The following is a 14,049-nucleotide window of genomic DNA, read 5'->3' on the forward strand; positions in this document are numbered from 1 at the left end:
ATATACGTTTATTCCCACTCTATGGTTGCCGGTGGCTTGGAACTTATGTCATAAACCACCCGGTTGACCCCGGGAACCTTGTTGATAATATCATTCGACATTTTCTGAAGGAACTCATAGGGTAAATTAACCCAATCTGCCGTCATTCCATCAGTACTCTCCACCGCCCTGAGGGCCACGCATTTTTCATAGGTACGCTCGTCCCCCATCACCCCCACGCTGTGGACCGGGAGCAGCATGGCACCCGCCTGCCAGACATCGTCATAAAGACCCCATTCCCTCAATCCGTTGATAAAGATCGCATCCACCTCCTGCAGGATAGCGACCTTTTCTCGGGTGATATCCCCCAGTATCCTGATCGCGAGTCCCGGACCGGGAAAGGGGTGCCTGCCCAGTCGCTCATCGGCTATACCCAGGGTAGCGCCCACCCTTCTCACCTCATCCTTGAACAGCATCTTCAGGGGTTCAACTATTTTTAATTTCATATAATCCGGGAGGCCACCCACGTTGTGATGACTTTTAATGACGGCCGAAGGACCACCCGAAGCTGAAACCGATTCGATCCGGTCCGGATAAATGGTTCCCTGCGCCAGCCATTTGGCATCCTCTACCTTATGCGCCTCGTCATCAAAGACATCTATAAAAACCCCGCCTATGATCTTGCGCTTCTTCTCGGGGTCCTCCTCCCCTGCCAGAGCATCCAAAAAGCGTGCCGAAGCATCCACACCTTTTACATTGAGGCCCATATGCTTGTACTGCTCCAGTACATCCTCAAATTCATTTTTTCTCAGGAGGCCATTGTTGACAAAGATACAGTGCAGGTGTTTCCCGATGGCTTTGTGCAGAAGTACCGCAGCCACCGTGGAGTCGACTCCCCCGGACAGCCCCAGGATAACCTTGTCATTCCCTATCTGTTCCTTGAGTTCAGCCACAGTGGTTTCCACAAAGGCATAAGGGGTCCAGGTTTGTTCCAGACCTGCTATTCCCACCAGAAAATTCTCCAGCAGCTGCTTTCCGTCCGTGGTGTGATAGACCTCCGGGTGAAATTGTATGGCGTAGATCTTTTCTCCCGAGATCTTGTAGGCCGCGTTTTTAACATCCTCCGTACTGGCCAGCAGTTCGGCTCCATCAGGGAGGTTTTGGATCGTATCAGAATGGCTCATCCAGACCTGGGATCCTGTGGAGATATTCCGGAAGAAAGGTTCGCCTTCCTCAATATGGGTCAGCCTGGCACGCCCGTATTCCCTGGTCCTGGATGGAGCTACATTGCCCCCGTGAAAATGGGCGATGTACTGGGCCCCGTAACAAACTCCCAGAACAGGGACCTTTCCCTTGATCCCCCGGAGGTCGGGATGGGGCGCATCCTCCGACCTAACGGAAAAGGGTGAACCCGAGAGGATCACCGCCTTGTATTCCGACAGATCTTCCGGAAGGTGGTTGTAAGGTTTAATTTCGCAGAAAATATTTAATTCCCTAACCCTGCGTGCGATGAGCTGGGTGTATTGTGATCCGAAATCGAGGATGAGAACGTTGTTTTGCATGGCCAAAAATAGCAATTTGAGATTTTTCATAAAGTATCTTTCGGTATATTTATCATCGGTTTATCAACGCCTCTCACATGAAAAACGCCACGGCCATCATATTCGGCATTTCCATCATCCTGGCTGCTTATTTATTGGGTAACTCATATCGACAAAGGGCCAGTCCGCCGAAGATCATTTCCGTGACCGGGCTCGGCAATGAAAATTTCACTTCAGATCTCATCGTATGGGAAGGGTATTTTACCGCTTTCAATACGGATCTGAAAAGCGCTTTCGAACAACTCAACCGGGACAAGGAGGTGGTAAGGACCTACCTGGTATCCAAGGGAATACCGGCAGAGAACATTATCTTTAATTCGGTCCAGACCACGGAACAACGCGATAATAAATACGATCAGGGGAATTATATCGGCAGCGTTTTCAGGGGGTATTCTCTCCTTCAATCCGTGAATATTGAATCCAAGGAGGTGGCATTGATCGAGCAGGTGGCCAGGGAAATAACGGAACTTCTCAACAAGGGGGTTCAATTTAACTCCTCCCCTCCCCGGTATTATTACACTCAACTGGCAGACCTGAAAATCAAGATGATCTCACAGGCTACCGAAGATGCCAGGTTGAGAGCCGAAAAGATCGCAGAGGGAGCAGGGGGAAGACTGGGCGACCTGCTTTCTGCTCAAATGGGGGTTTTTCAGATCACGGGACAGAATTCGGACGAGGAATACAGTTGGAGCGGAGCCTACAATACCTCCTCCAAAAAAAAGACGGCATCCATTACCATGAGACTGGATTACGGGGTCGAGTGAAAACAGTGAAAAGCAAAAAGCCCTGACCCCTACGGTCAAGGCTTTTCAAATCAAAAACCAACCTAAACACATGAATTTTTATGACACTCTGCTAATTCTCTTTTTCAAAGCAATTTATTATAGAACAACTCATTTGTAAAATACCCTACCTCACAATTAAAATTTTTATCTTTAAATATAAATTTCCAGGGAATGACCCATACATACTTAGAGGAAGTCAGGGCTCAACTGACTAAAGGAGCTACCCAAAAAGACCACCCCTTTCGATATTTTACACTGGCGACAGTAGGCCTGGATCAGGTGCCTCGGTTGCGCACCGTTGTGTTAAGGAAACTTTCGGAAGACCTCAGGATGACATTTTATACGGACAGCCGGTCCAAGAAAATGATCCACCTTAAGGAGAACAAAAAAGTCGGACTCCTGTTCTACAACCCCGACACGCTCACCCAGATCCGAATAGAAGGAGTGGCTCTCGTCGTGCAGGACGAGGAGACCAAAAAGAAATACTGGAGCGGGATAGATAAAAGTGCCCGCAAGGATTTCACTACGGCATCCGCCCCGGGCACGACCTTAACCAGCCCCGAGAAACTGGACTACCTGGACGATGAGGATCATTTTTGTATCCTGGAGATCGTGCCTTTTAAGATAGAGTACCTCAAACTCAAACGACCCAATCATATACGAGTACGCTATTCCTGGGAAGACGGTCGATGGGAAGGGGAGTTCATCGTCCCCTGATAAAATCAGTCCCTTAGTGTATCCAGAATCAGCCGGATATCCTCTTCGGTAGTATCCGGGTTGATAAAACAAAACCGCAGGACGGTTTCATATCCCTTCTCTGATTTCCAAAGGGTCGGGGTCACCAGGGCGATGCCTTCCTTGTGGTTTTTATAGGTCCATTCCCTGTATCTCGCAGGCTCCCACCCTTCCCTCCTGAATAGGACGCATGAAAGGCTAGGAGGCCTGACCAAAGATACTTCCGGCCGACTCTCAATAAGTTCTCCGGCGATATTCGCCAGGGAAATCCCCCTTTCCACCGCCCATTTGTACTTGTCTGTCCCGTGTGTTGCCAGGGAGAACCAAAGGGGCATACCCCTCAGTCTGCGGGTGAGTTGGATCTGATAATCCGCCGGGTTAAAACCGCTGGCCCCTTCATCCTTGAATATATCCAGATAGGAACCCTCCTGTTTGTGAGCTTCCAGGGCAAGGGATGGATCTTTATAAAGTACGGCCCCACAGTCATAGGGGGAGAAAAGCCATTTATGAGGGTCTATGGTGATGCTATCTGCTCTTTCGATCCCGTTGAACAGGTGCCTGACCGAATCCGCCACTAAGGCGCCCCCACCGTAGGCCGCATCCACGTGATACCACAACCCCTCTTCCCGGCAGACATCTGCAATCCCGGAGAGGTCATCTATGATCCCGGCATTCGTAGTCCCCCCCGTAGCCACTACCGCAAACAGACGTTGTCTTTTTTCCAATTCAAGGGATCGTATCTCGTTCAGCAGAAGGTCTCCGGTAAGCCTGTCCTCAGTCTCTACCAGGTGTACATCGGCATCGATAACCTTGGCCATGGCCTTGATAGAGGAATGTGCCCCGACAGAGGTAATGATCAGTCCTTTCCTGCCCGTATTGGCAGGCTGTTTCCTCCAGTGCTCCCTGGCCGTCACCATGGCCGAAAGGTTGGCTGCCGTACCCCCGCTGGTAAATACCCCAAAGGCTCCTTTAGGCATACCCGTGAGGGAAATGAGCCATTTCATGGCCTGGTTCTCACAAAAGATACCACCGGCCCCTTCCATCCAGTAGGCGCCGTGGATACTGGAGGCAGAAGTAACCAGGTCGAACATCACAGCGGCTCTGGTCGGAGATGCCGGAACAAAAGCCAGGTGCCTTGGGTGGTCTATGGGAACGGTCGATTTGACCAGAACATCCCGGAAGAGCTGAAAGGCTTTTTCCCCTCCTATCCCCTCAGGAGTGATGGTTTCCCCCACCATCTCAAATAATTCCTCCTCCTTTTTGATCTCCCCCAGAGAAGGGGAAACATTGGTGATCCGGTTGATGGCGTATTTCATGACATCCAGGGTCATTTCCACCAGATCGATGTCGATATTGTGCATAGGGTAATTTTAGAACGAAAATATACGGGTTCTGATCGACATCTAAGGCCTCTCAGGGCATTTGAAGTACATAAAATTCCGAAGAAAAAGGATCCATGGAATTCATTAGGAAAGGGATGAGATCCTTCCCCATCTCGAGATAAATTTCCGAAAAATTGAGGGATCTTTCCTGGAGGGAACCGTTGGGGAAGAGTTCATTCTGAAGAGCCGTCATGCGCTCTACGTGGTCTACCAGCTTGCGTTTCTGGGCCTTCAGCAATCGCTTTTCCAACCTGTCGAGCCCTTTCAATTGCTTTACCTCCTGTGCCTTCACCGCCCCCAGGAAGGATTTATCGGTTTGCTCCGCCAGGTCGTACAGGGCCTTGAATTGCTCTTTTAGATGTTCCCGCTGAGGGGTAAAGTCGATATCGATATTGGAAATTTCACGGATCTTTTTGTTGATCAACCGGTTCTGCTCCAGGAAGAGGTCCCGGATGCTGAGGTTCATTTTCCGGATCTTTTGGTCCTGCTTCTGAGTGATGAGCAGGGCGGAATTCCTGAGCATCAAAGCGGGGAAGGGGTTTTTGGCCGCTTCGAAGGATGATTTCAGTTCGAGCCAGTAGGCCAGTTCTCCCCCACCCCCAATATAACAGAGGTTGGGCAGGATCACTTCCTGATAGAGGGGCCTGGTGATCACATTGGGGGAAAAACGCTCGGGGTGAGTCTCAATTTCCTTGTCTATCTCCTCCCTGGTAAAGACCAGTTCGGTATTGTTCACGTAGTAATTTCCTCCCTTTTCGATCAGTCGTTCCCTGAGACCCTCCTTAATATAGAAGTAGTTGATCTCCCGGGGATTCACCTGAATGGTATAGCCGGGCGAGGCCTTTTCCATGGCCTCTGTGGTTGCAGTCACCTTTTTATATGACGTTTGATGGTACAGATCGTCCTTCACAAAAGGAATGAGGCATCGCTTCAAAGCCTTGTCATCCCCGTCCACGATCACCAACCCGTAATGGCCGAAGAGCTGGTTCACCAGATATCGCGTGGCACGGGTGAGGTCCCCGTGGCCCAGATAGGCCGATGAAAAGAGCTCCCTGAGTTCCGCAGCGTATTTTCCCTGTCCCATCTCCATGGAAAACAGTTCGAGTACCGCCTCCAGTCCCTCTGTGGATAAACGACCCACAGGACCGGCTGAGTCCCGGTTCCATTGCAGTTTCTTGCCCCTGAAATTAAAATAATTGATCTCCTCGAAATCGTGATCTTCCGTGGCCATCCAGTATACAGGCACGAAATGATTCTCCGGGTAGTTCTCGCCTAGCTCTTTGGCAAGTTTTACAGTGCTGATGATCTTGTAAAGGAAATAAAGGGGGCCTGTAAAAATGTTCAGTTGATGCCCTGTGACCACGGTGAAGGTATGGCCCTTTCCCAGCATGTCGATATTGGAACTCACTTCTGCGGGCAGTTCCAGGTGATCGTACTGGAGCCTCAGGGAGTCTACCAGGATCTTTCGTATTTCCGGGGGATATGAAGCCTCTTTCTCCCTGATCTGGGCACCAAAGGACACGGTGGAAGGATACCTGTGGTAAAAATCCTTCAGGGCAGATGACTGATCCAGATAATCACAAATGATCTCTGAAAAATAGCCTGTTTCTCTGAACGGGATTCCTTCTGGCTGCATATAGGATCGATATCGCACCAAAGATAAGGTTCTGGCATTAGCGGATTCCTAAAAATACGTTAAGTTGAGGAATTTTGACATGAGGAACCCCCGGTGAATCTTTTAACGGGCCACCTAAGGCGTGATAGGAATTATGGATTTTATCCTTAGATTTGGAACCTTTACTTCAGACTTGCAAAAATGAAAATAAACGTCTTTTATCTGCTGTGCTTCCTGTCCCTCGCAGGGTTCTCGCAAACCGTACAATCCCCTTCCGAATTTCTGGGTTATGAACTGGGCACGGAATTTACCCGGCACCATCAGGTTGTGGACTATTACGAATACCTTGCATCTGTGGTTCCAGACCGGGTGAAACTCGAAGAATACGGGAAGACAAACGAAAGAAGGCCCTTACTATTGGCCTTCGTGAGCTCGGCGGCAAACATCTCCAACCTAGAATCCATCAGGAAAACCCACCTTGAAAGCACCGCGGGAGGAAGGAGTGCATCCAAGGCTATCGTCTGGCTGAGCTACAATGTCCATGGAAACGAAAGCGTGAGCACAGAAGCCTCCATGCAGACCATCTACGCCCTCCTTACCGAAAAAAAAGAGTACCTGGAGAATACCGTGGTTATTATCGACCCATGTATCAATCCGGACGGGCGCGACCGGTATGTGAACTGGTACAATTCCTTCAAGAATACACCACACCAGGTTAATCCTGACAGTAAGGAACACCACGAAGGCTGGCTGAGCGGAAGGGCCAATCACTATATGTTCGACCTCAACCGGGACTGGGCATGGCTCACGCAGGTGGAAAGCCGTCAGCGGTTGGTAAAGTACAACCAGTGGCTGCCCCACATACATGTTGATTTTCACGAACAGGGTGTAGACAGCCCTTACTTTTTCGCCCCTTCTGCCGAACCCTTCCACGAGGTGATCACTCCTTTCCAGAGATCCTTCCAGGCGACCCTGGGCAGGAACCACGCCAAATATTTTGATGCGAATGGGTGGTTCTACTTCACCAAAGAGCGTTTCGATCTTTTCTACCCGAGTTACGGGGATACCTATCCTACCTACAACGGTGCGATTGGCATGACCTATGAACAAGGCGGCAGCGGTCGGGCTGGGTTAGGGGTGATCACAGGAATTGGTGACACCCTCACCCTCAAGGATAGAATAGCCCACCATTTTACTACGGGGCTCTCTACGGTGGAGGTGGCTTCTCAAAACCATTCCAGCCTTAATGAGGAGTTCAGGAAATTTTATCAAAACAGGGATTACCAATACAAGAGTTATGTGCTCAACGGGAATTCGGACCACAAAAAAGCGCTGACCCGACTCCTGGATCAGCACGGGATTCAATACGGGTGGGGGACGAACGGACAGGCCAAGGGATTCGTGTACGGTACGGGCAGAAACGGATCTGTGCCGACGAATTCAGAGAGCCTGGTCATTTCCACAGATCAGACCAAAGGAACCCTGGTCAAGGTCCTCTTCGAGCCCGATGCCAAGCTCAGTGATTCGCTTACTTACGATATCACGGCCTGGTCCCTTCCCTATGCCTATGGACTGGACGCCCTGGCATCCACAAGCCCGGTGAGTTCATCTTTCGGGGCAAAGACCGGTACGGTACCGGTTCCGGCGAAAGACTCATACGCTTACGTGGCCGATTGGAACAGCATGGAAGATGCCCGCTTTCTGGCCGATCTATTAAAGGCAGGAATAAGGGTAAGGACTTCCCATACTCCCTTTTCCCTGAACGGGAAGTCCTTAGAAAGAGGCAGCCTGATCATCACCAAAGCAGATAATGCCGATACCGGAAAGATGATCCGCCTTTTCGAAATCTTTGGAAAGTATCCCGAAAAAGAGATCACGGCGGTCTCCACAGGGTTTGTCGATAGAGGCAGGGACTTCGGATCCAATGATGTAAAGATGATCGTTCCCGTTAAGGTAGGTGTGCTCTCGGGCGAGCCTACTTCTACGTTGCGCTTCGGGGAGATCTGGCACTTTTTTGAACAGCAATTGCACTATCCTCTTACCGTATTGGATGCCGAGAACTTCGGGAGGGTGGAACTTGAAGAGTACGATGTACTGGTCTTCCCGGATGGATGGGGTTACCGCTCCTTCCTCAGCGAGGCCAACCTCGGGAAGGTCAGCGATTGGGTAAAAGGAGGAGGCCGACTGATCGCAATGGGCAGCGCTATTGGAGCCCTGAAAGGCAAGGACGGTTTCGGGATAAAAGAACAAAAGGATGAGAACGGGAAAGGGGATGAGTCCCCGGAACCCGATATATACGAGGAAGCACAAAGGGAGCGTATGAAAGACGAAATTACGGGGGCTATCTTTAAGGCAAAAGTGGATCCGACCCACCCGCTGGCCTTCGGATATGGGGATACCTACTTCAGCCTGAAACTGGGAAATGACAGCTATGAATACCTGGATGGTGGTACAGTGGCCTACCTGGAGGGTACTGCCAGACCGGTAGCGGGCTTTGCGGGAAGCGAAGCCCAGAAAAAGATCGCGAATTCCCTTCTCTTTGGAGTGGAGAATTCCGGCAGAGGCCAGGTAGTTTACATGGTAGACAACCCTCTTTTCCGGGGATTCTGGGAAAACGGAAAGCTCTTCTTTGTCAATGCCCTGTTTATGTTGGATTAATTAGCCGGAAACTATGACGCACTACAAGGTTGAAACCCTGATCTATTACACCAAACCCTTTGCCAACCGCAATCACCTAATGGAGGCCTCCAGGAAGGGTATACAGGAAAAACTGGACCAATACGCAGCCGATCGCTGGAAGCTGGTCTCTACGGATGCCACCCAGTTCGGTGCCGCTATGTATATCTACCTCTACTTCGAAAAATAGGGTTTAATAGAGCATAAAGGCCATAAAGATAATGCCTGCTGTTGCCACGGGCAGAATTAACAGCATGTACATAAAGGAGATGACATTGGCTTTGAAGAAGGCCCCTATCCAGCTGCTTCGGTAAAAATTCCTCAAGGCCACCATGAGATATACAAGGTAGGATAGCGTGATGATAACTTCCAGCCAGGTAGGTACATCAAACAATTTGTTTGCCAGGAATAAAATACAGAAAGCCGTGAACAGAAAGGTGAAGAAATAGAAGCTGAATACCATATGGTGTGCAAAATTCCCCCGCCTCCAGTAAAATATTTTGAGTAAGAGGGCAAAGATCGGCATCAGCAGAAACATGGCAATTGGGATGGTATTGAAGAAGGTCTGGAGTATCCCCCCGCCTCTTTGCACATACAGTTTATAGACTTGCTCGTAAATCCGGCGATTTAGCAAGGATGCATCCTCTTTCATCCCCATGGCCCTGAGTTTTTCCTCCATGGGGGCGTTGATGGCTATGAGGGAGTCGAGTACATCCTTGTCGAAATCGAAGGTGATGCCCCGGTTCAGGCTGGAAGGGTTTTCGGCCGTCTCGGTTATGACCGAGTCAATATCTTCCATTTCCTCATCGGAAATGCCCCATTTTTCTTTGTTCTTCCTAACCATTTCCCGGGTCTTTACCAATTGGAGGGAATCTGCAGGATGGAGTTTTAAGGAGTCTGGCGCGACCTCTATCTTACCTTGTTCAAAGTTCTTCTTTAGCGCTTCAGACATCTCATTGTCTGCCTTCTGGATACTGAAGGAAATGAGGAAAAAAAAGACCACTGAAATAAAAAGGTAGAATTGTGCAGGGTGAAGGTAGTATAGCCGTTTACCGTCCACAAATCTCCTGGCCAGCACCCCAGGCTTGAAGATCAGGGGGAAGAAGCTCCGGAAGAATCGGGCATCCACCGAAAAATAATCACTGATGGTCTTGCTGAACAATACCCCAAAGGTGAGGTTATCCGTTACCTCCTGCCCGCATTTGGGACAGTATTCATAGGAAGGGTCCAGGGGATGATCGCAGTTTTTACATCGGTTGGTTTCGGCCATCGGTTGATTTTTATATAAATGTAGAAAAAATCGACTTTATAAGCCGGTCGGGATAGCTACTTTATAGGGGAACCCATCCTTCCCATCAAACTTATTCATATCTCCTTTTCACTTTGTATCTTGGACAAGACTACATCCTCCATTCTTATAGACGAATGAAAATGCAGAACGTAACCGCATTCCTGGAAACCCTGGAAAGGCTTTGCACCGTGGCTTCGGATGAGAAAATAGCCGAAGGGCAAGCCGCCTACATGCGCCACCAATTTCGGTTCTATGGCATCAAAACGCCTGAGAGACGTGAGATCCAAAGGGATTTGTTCCAAAAAAGCCTGCTCCCTTCCAAGAACGACCTTCCGGCCCTGGTCAGGGTCCTCTGGGAAAAGAAGGAGCGGGAAAACCAGTACATAGGCCAGGAACTGGCCAGGAAATACGTCAGGTTACAGGAAGAGAATGACGTACTTTTATTCGAATATATGATCACCCATAAGTCGTGGTGGGATACGGTCGACTTTATCGCGGTTAACCTGGTAGGTTCTTATTTCAGGTCATTTCCGGAAAAGAGGGAGGCGATCACGGAAAAATGGATGTCCTCAGGGAATATCTGGTTACAGAGGACCACTCTCCTGTTCCAGTTGAAATACAAGGGCGATCTGGATACCGAATTTCTGGGGAAAACGATCACCCAACTTTTAGGTTCCCGTGAATTCTTTATCAACAAGGCCATAGGCTGGGTCCTGAGGGAATACAGCAAGACCGATCCCTCCTGGGTGAGGCGTTTTGCGGCTGCCACACCCCTGGATCCCTTAAGTGCCAGAGAAGCCCTCCGGTTACTAAAGGATCGGTAAGGCGGTAAAAAGATCTTTTACTGGGGCACCGTAACTTCAGCACCCGTCGCTTTTTTGACGAGTTTGCCCACGGTAAGTCCCTGGACGATGATAGAGAAAACGACGACCACATAGGTGATCAGGAGGAAGAGATCCCTGTTCATTTCCGCAGTAAGTCCAAGGGCCAGTGCAATGGATATCGCCCCTCTCAGTCCTCCCCAGGTCATGATCACACCGGTTCGGGGTACAAATTCCAATTTTCTTTGGAAGAAAGAAATAGGAAGTAGCAGGGATAGATACCGGCAGAGCAACACGATTGGAATGGCTATGATCCCTGCAAGCAGGTAGTTGGAATCAAAGGTAAGTACGAGGATCTCCATCCCCAAAAGTACAAAGAGCAGGGTGTTCAGCAGTATATCTATCAGTTCCCAGAATTTGTCGACATAGATCATGGTATTTTCGGACATGGCACTGGTCCTCACCTTGTCATTCCCGATGAGCAGGCCTGCCACCACCATGGCCAGAGGGGCGGATACGTGCAATTTCTGGGCGATTACCGTCCCGGTCATCACGGTTGCCAGGGTGATGATCACTTCGATATCGTAGTCGTCTATGCTCCTGAGCAGCCTGTAGGTTGCCCAGCCCAGCAACAGGCCAAGACCAAGGCCTCCGAAAACCTCAACCCCGAAGAGTTTTGCCACACTCAAGGCCGTTATGGCCTCATTTGTCGGGGATGCGATCTCAAAGAGCGTCAGAAAAACAACTACCCCTACTCCGTCATTGAACAGGGACTCTCCCACGATCTTCGTCTCCAGTTTCTTCGGTACACCGGCCTGTTTCAGGATGCCTAGCACAGCGATGGGATCTGTTGGAGAGATCAGAGCTCCGAAAAGCAGGCAATGAATGAAAGGTACTTCCATGCTCAATGCCATCAGAAGGTAATAGGTTGCCGTACCCACCAGAAAGGTGGAGGTCAACACCCCCAGGGTTGAAAAGCTCAATATAGGCCACCGGTGTTTTTTGAGTTGTTCAAAATCAGTGTGAAGGGCCCCTGCAAAAAGAAGGAAACTCAACATCACATCCAGCAAGACCGTTTTGAAGTCGATCTGAGATAAAATATACCGTTCCACATTCAAAAGGGTCGGATCCACATAGCTCCAGGCAAATACCACCAGGGTAAGCAGAATAGTGATGAACATCAACCCAATGGTATTGGGCATCCTGAGGAAACGGACGTTGATATATCCGAAGATCGCTGAGAGGAATACCAGGATGGTAATAATGGTGAACGGGTCTAACTGCATGTGCCAAATGTACTCCTCCTTTGGGAGATGTCAAAAACCCGATCTGTAATTTTGAATGGAGTAACCCTATCAATTATCCGGATAGGTCGTTTTCCCAATAGGGAGGGAAGTCGACTTAAATCCAGCCGATCACATTTGATTTCTGACGATTAATTACGAACTTCAGACTCGGAAATCTTTACACATCTATTCCTTTTTTTAAGGGTGTAAGAGCGCAGAGACGAAAGATCTAAACCTAGCCCTATGAAATTAGAAGAAAGCCTGAAAAATTTTCTTGTAAAACACAAACACGGATCCCATGGGGAGAGCCCTGAAGGCCTGTGCCCCAACTGCTGGGGCACACAGGAATACGAAGGGAAGTTCTACGAAGCTGTCAGGAACTGGGATGCCGATGTAAAAACGAAGGATATAGACGCCGGGTGGATCAGGGACTACGTAAAAAAGCACCTGTTCCCGATCAGCCTGAAACAGCAAGAAGAAGGAAAGGTCTGTGAAAACTGCAAGGTGATCTATAAGGAGAAAAAGTGAGTTCACCCAGTGACCATCCTGCTTTTTATACAAAGTTCAAGTCTGTAATTTAACTGAAGGTGTCACGGAAGCATGAAATACATAGATTATTACCAGATCCTCGGAGTCCCGAAAAATGCAAGTCAGCAGGACATCAAAAAAGCCTATCGCAAACTGGCGAGGAAATTCCATCCTGACATAAATCCCGGGGACGCCACTGCCGAGAAGAAATTCAAGGAGATCAATGAGGCAAATGAGGTCCTGGGAAATCCCGAGAACCGGGCAAAATACGATGAATACGGCAAGGATTGGCAACACGCAGAGGCTTTTGAGAAGGCGAAAAAGGAACAGGCCCAATACCGGCAATCTCGCCAGCAATCAGAGAGGTCGGCCTTCTCGGATGATGAATTTTCCGATTTTTTCAGCGCAATGTTTGGGGGAAGGGGCGGCAGACAGCAGCGGACCATGCAATTCAGGGGGCAGGACATACAGGCAGAATTGGAACTGCCCCTGGAGGAGGTGTACCGTACCCACAAACGCACCCTGACCGTTAATGGCAGAAATATCAGACTCACTATCCCTGCAGGGGTCCGAAACGGGCAGGTGATCAAGATCAGAAACCACGGAGGGGAAGGCATCAATGGCGGGCCCAGAGGGGATCTTCACATCCGGTTTTCCATTGTGAATAACACCCCTTTCCGAAGGGATGAGGATAACCTCTATACCACGGTGAAAATAGATCTTTACAAGGCTGTATTGGGTGGGGAGATCATTGTCAACACTTTTGACGGACAGGTGAAACTGAATGTGAAACCGGGTACGCCCAACGGGTCTCAGGTCAAATTAAAGGGGAAGGGATTTCCGGTGTACAAAAAAGAGGGACATTTTGGCGACCTCTATATCACTTATGAGATCGAGATCCCAAAAAACCTTTCCGCGAAGGAGAAACAATTGTTCGAGGAACTTGCTAAATTGAGACAGGTATGAGAAACAAGGAATTTTTTCCGCTAGTTCGGTTATGTGAGCTCTATGACCTCGAGGTAACATTTTTTGAGGAATTGGGGGATTTCGGACTTATCGATCTCAAAGTGTATCAGGGCCAGCAGTGCATTCATCAGGATGCTCTGCAGGAGGTTGAAAGGATCATCCGCATTCACAGAGACCTCCACGTGAACCTGGAAGGAATAGACGTGGTCCTAAATATGCTCAGAAGACAGGAGGAACTGGAGGCCCGGTTACTGAGGTTGAGCAATAAGTTGCGCCGTTACGAAGATCCATTCCAGTGAAGTTCTTTGTGAGCTTCATAATATAATTTTACATAAAAGATGAAAATAGACGATCCGGTTACCTTACCCATGCCCGTTAAGAACG

General features: G+C 49.3%; 13 protein-coding genes. 8 read left to right on the top strand and 5 right to left on the bottom strand.

All coding sequences use genetic code 11. The annotated features are described in order from the left end of the window. Positions 1-8: 8 nt before the first annotated feature. Positions 9-1,541: a glutamine-hydrolyzing GMP synthase gene (gene guaA / locus GWK09_RS00610; protein ID WP_163692456.1), complete on the bottom strand. Its 1,533-nt coding sequence runs from the start codon at positions 1,539-1,541 to the stop codon at positions 9-11. A gap of 77 nt (positions 1,542-1,618) precedes the next feature. Here guaA and GWK09_RS00615 point away from each other — a divergent pair, with 77 nt between their 5' ends. Beyond that, entirely contained in the window at positions 1,619-2,344 is a 726-nt protein-coding gene (locus tag GWK09_RS00615) for an SIMPL domain-containing protein (RefSeq protein WP_163691093.1), read from the top strand. A 192-nt stretch (positions 2,345-2,536) separates the two neighbouring features. Further along, positions 2,537-3,082: a pyridoxamine 5'-phosphate oxidase family protein gene (locus GWK09_RS00620; RefSeq protein WP_163691094.1), complete on the top strand. Its 546-nt coding sequence runs from the start codon at positions 2,537-2,539 to the stop codon at positions 3,080-3,082. Positions 3,083-3,087: 5 nt separating this feature from the next. On the opposite strand, the gene GWK09_RS00625 is transcribed toward GWK09_RS00620, so the two are convergent. Together GWK09_RS00625 and bshC are read right to left on the bottom strand one after the other, a co-directional pair. Further along, positions 3,088-4,461, bottom strand: a complete 1,374-nt coding sequence (locus tag GWK09_RS00625) for a pyridoxal phosphate-dependent decarboxylase family protein (RefSeq protein WP_163691095.1) — start codon at positions 4,459-4,461, stop codon at positions 3,088-3,090. Positions 4,462-4,513: 52 nt separating this feature from the next. Next, entirely contained in the window at positions 4,514-6,118 is a 1,605-nt protein-coding gene (bshC, locus tag GWK09_RS00630; protein ID WP_163691096.1) for a bacillithiol biosynthesis cysteine-adding enzyme BshC, read from the bottom strand. A gap of 180 nt (positions 6,119-6,298) precedes the next feature. Between bshC and GWK09_RS00635 the strand changes: the two genes are divergently transcribed. Beyond that, on the top strand, positions 6,299-8,755 hold the full coding sequence (locus GWK09_RS00635; protein WP_163691097.1) for a M14 family metallopeptidase: 2,457 nt from the start codon (positions 6,299-6,301) through the stop codon (positions 8,753-8,755). A gap of 13 nt (positions 8,756-8,768) precedes the next feature. Beyond that, complete coding sequence (locus tag GWK09_RS00640; RefSeq protein WP_163691098.1) at positions 8,769-8,963, top strand: DUF4177 domain-containing protein; 195 nt, start codon at positions 8,769-8,771, stop codon at positions 8,961-8,963. A gap of 3 nt (positions 8,964-8,966) precedes the next feature. Here the strand turns inward: GWK09_RS00640 and GWK09_RS00645 are convergent, their stop codons facing one another. Then, positions 8,967-10,043: a DUF3667 domain-containing protein gene (locus GWK09_RS00645; RefSeq protein WP_163691099.1), complete on the bottom strand. Its 1,077-nt coding sequence runs from the start codon at positions 10,041-10,043 to the stop codon at positions 8,967-8,969. A 161-nt stretch (positions 10,044-10,204) separates the two neighbouring features. Between GWK09_RS00645 and GWK09_RS00650 the strand changes: the two genes are divergently transcribed. Then, on the top strand, positions 10,205-10,888 hold the full coding sequence (locus GWK09_RS00650) for a DNA alkylation repair protein (protein WP_239530525.1): 684 nt from the start codon (positions 10,205-10,207) through the stop codon (positions 10,886-10,888). Between the two features lie 17 nt (positions 10,889-10,905). Here the strand turns inward: GWK09_RS00650 and GWK09_RS00655 are convergent, their stop codons facing one another. Continuing rightward, entirely contained in the window at positions 10,906-12,171 is a 1,266-nt protein-coding gene (locus GWK09_RS00655) for a cation:proton antiporter (RefSeq protein ID WP_163691101.1), read from the bottom strand. Between the two features lie 243 nt (positions 12,172-12,414). Here GWK09_RS00655 and GWK09_RS00660 point away from each other — a divergent pair, with 243 nt between their 5' ends. The 3 genes from GWK09_RS00660 (at position 12,415) to GWK09_RS00670 (ending at position 13,964) form a co-directional block, all read left to right on the top strand. Next, positions 12,415-12,699, top strand: coding sequence for a hypothetical protein (locus tag GWK09_RS00660; protein ID WP_163691102.1), 285 nt, complete (start codon positions 12,415-12,417; stop codon positions 12,697-12,699). 72 nt (positions 12,700-12,771) lie between these two features. Next, positions 12,772-13,665, top strand: coding sequence for a DnaJ C-terminal domain-containing protein (locus GWK09_RS00665; RefSeq protein ID WP_163691103.1), 894 nt, complete (start codon positions 12,772-12,774; stop codon positions 13,663-13,665). Continuing rightward, positions 13,662-13,964, top strand: a complete 303-nt coding sequence (locus GWK09_RS00670) for a chaperone modulator CbpM (protein ID WP_163691104.1) — start codon at positions 13,662-13,664, stop codon at positions 13,962-13,964. The genes GWK09_RS00665 and GWK09_RS00670 overlap by 4 nt, the downstream gene beginning before the upstream one ends. The last annotated feature ends 85 nt before the right edge of the window (positions 13,965-14,049 follow it).

Origin of the sequence: Muriicola jejuensis, assembly GCF_010671595.1 — a bacterium.
GTDB classification, from domain to species: domain Bacteria; phylum Bacteroidota; class Bacteroidia; order Flavobacteriales; family Flavobacteriaceae; genus Muriicola; species Muriicola jejuensis.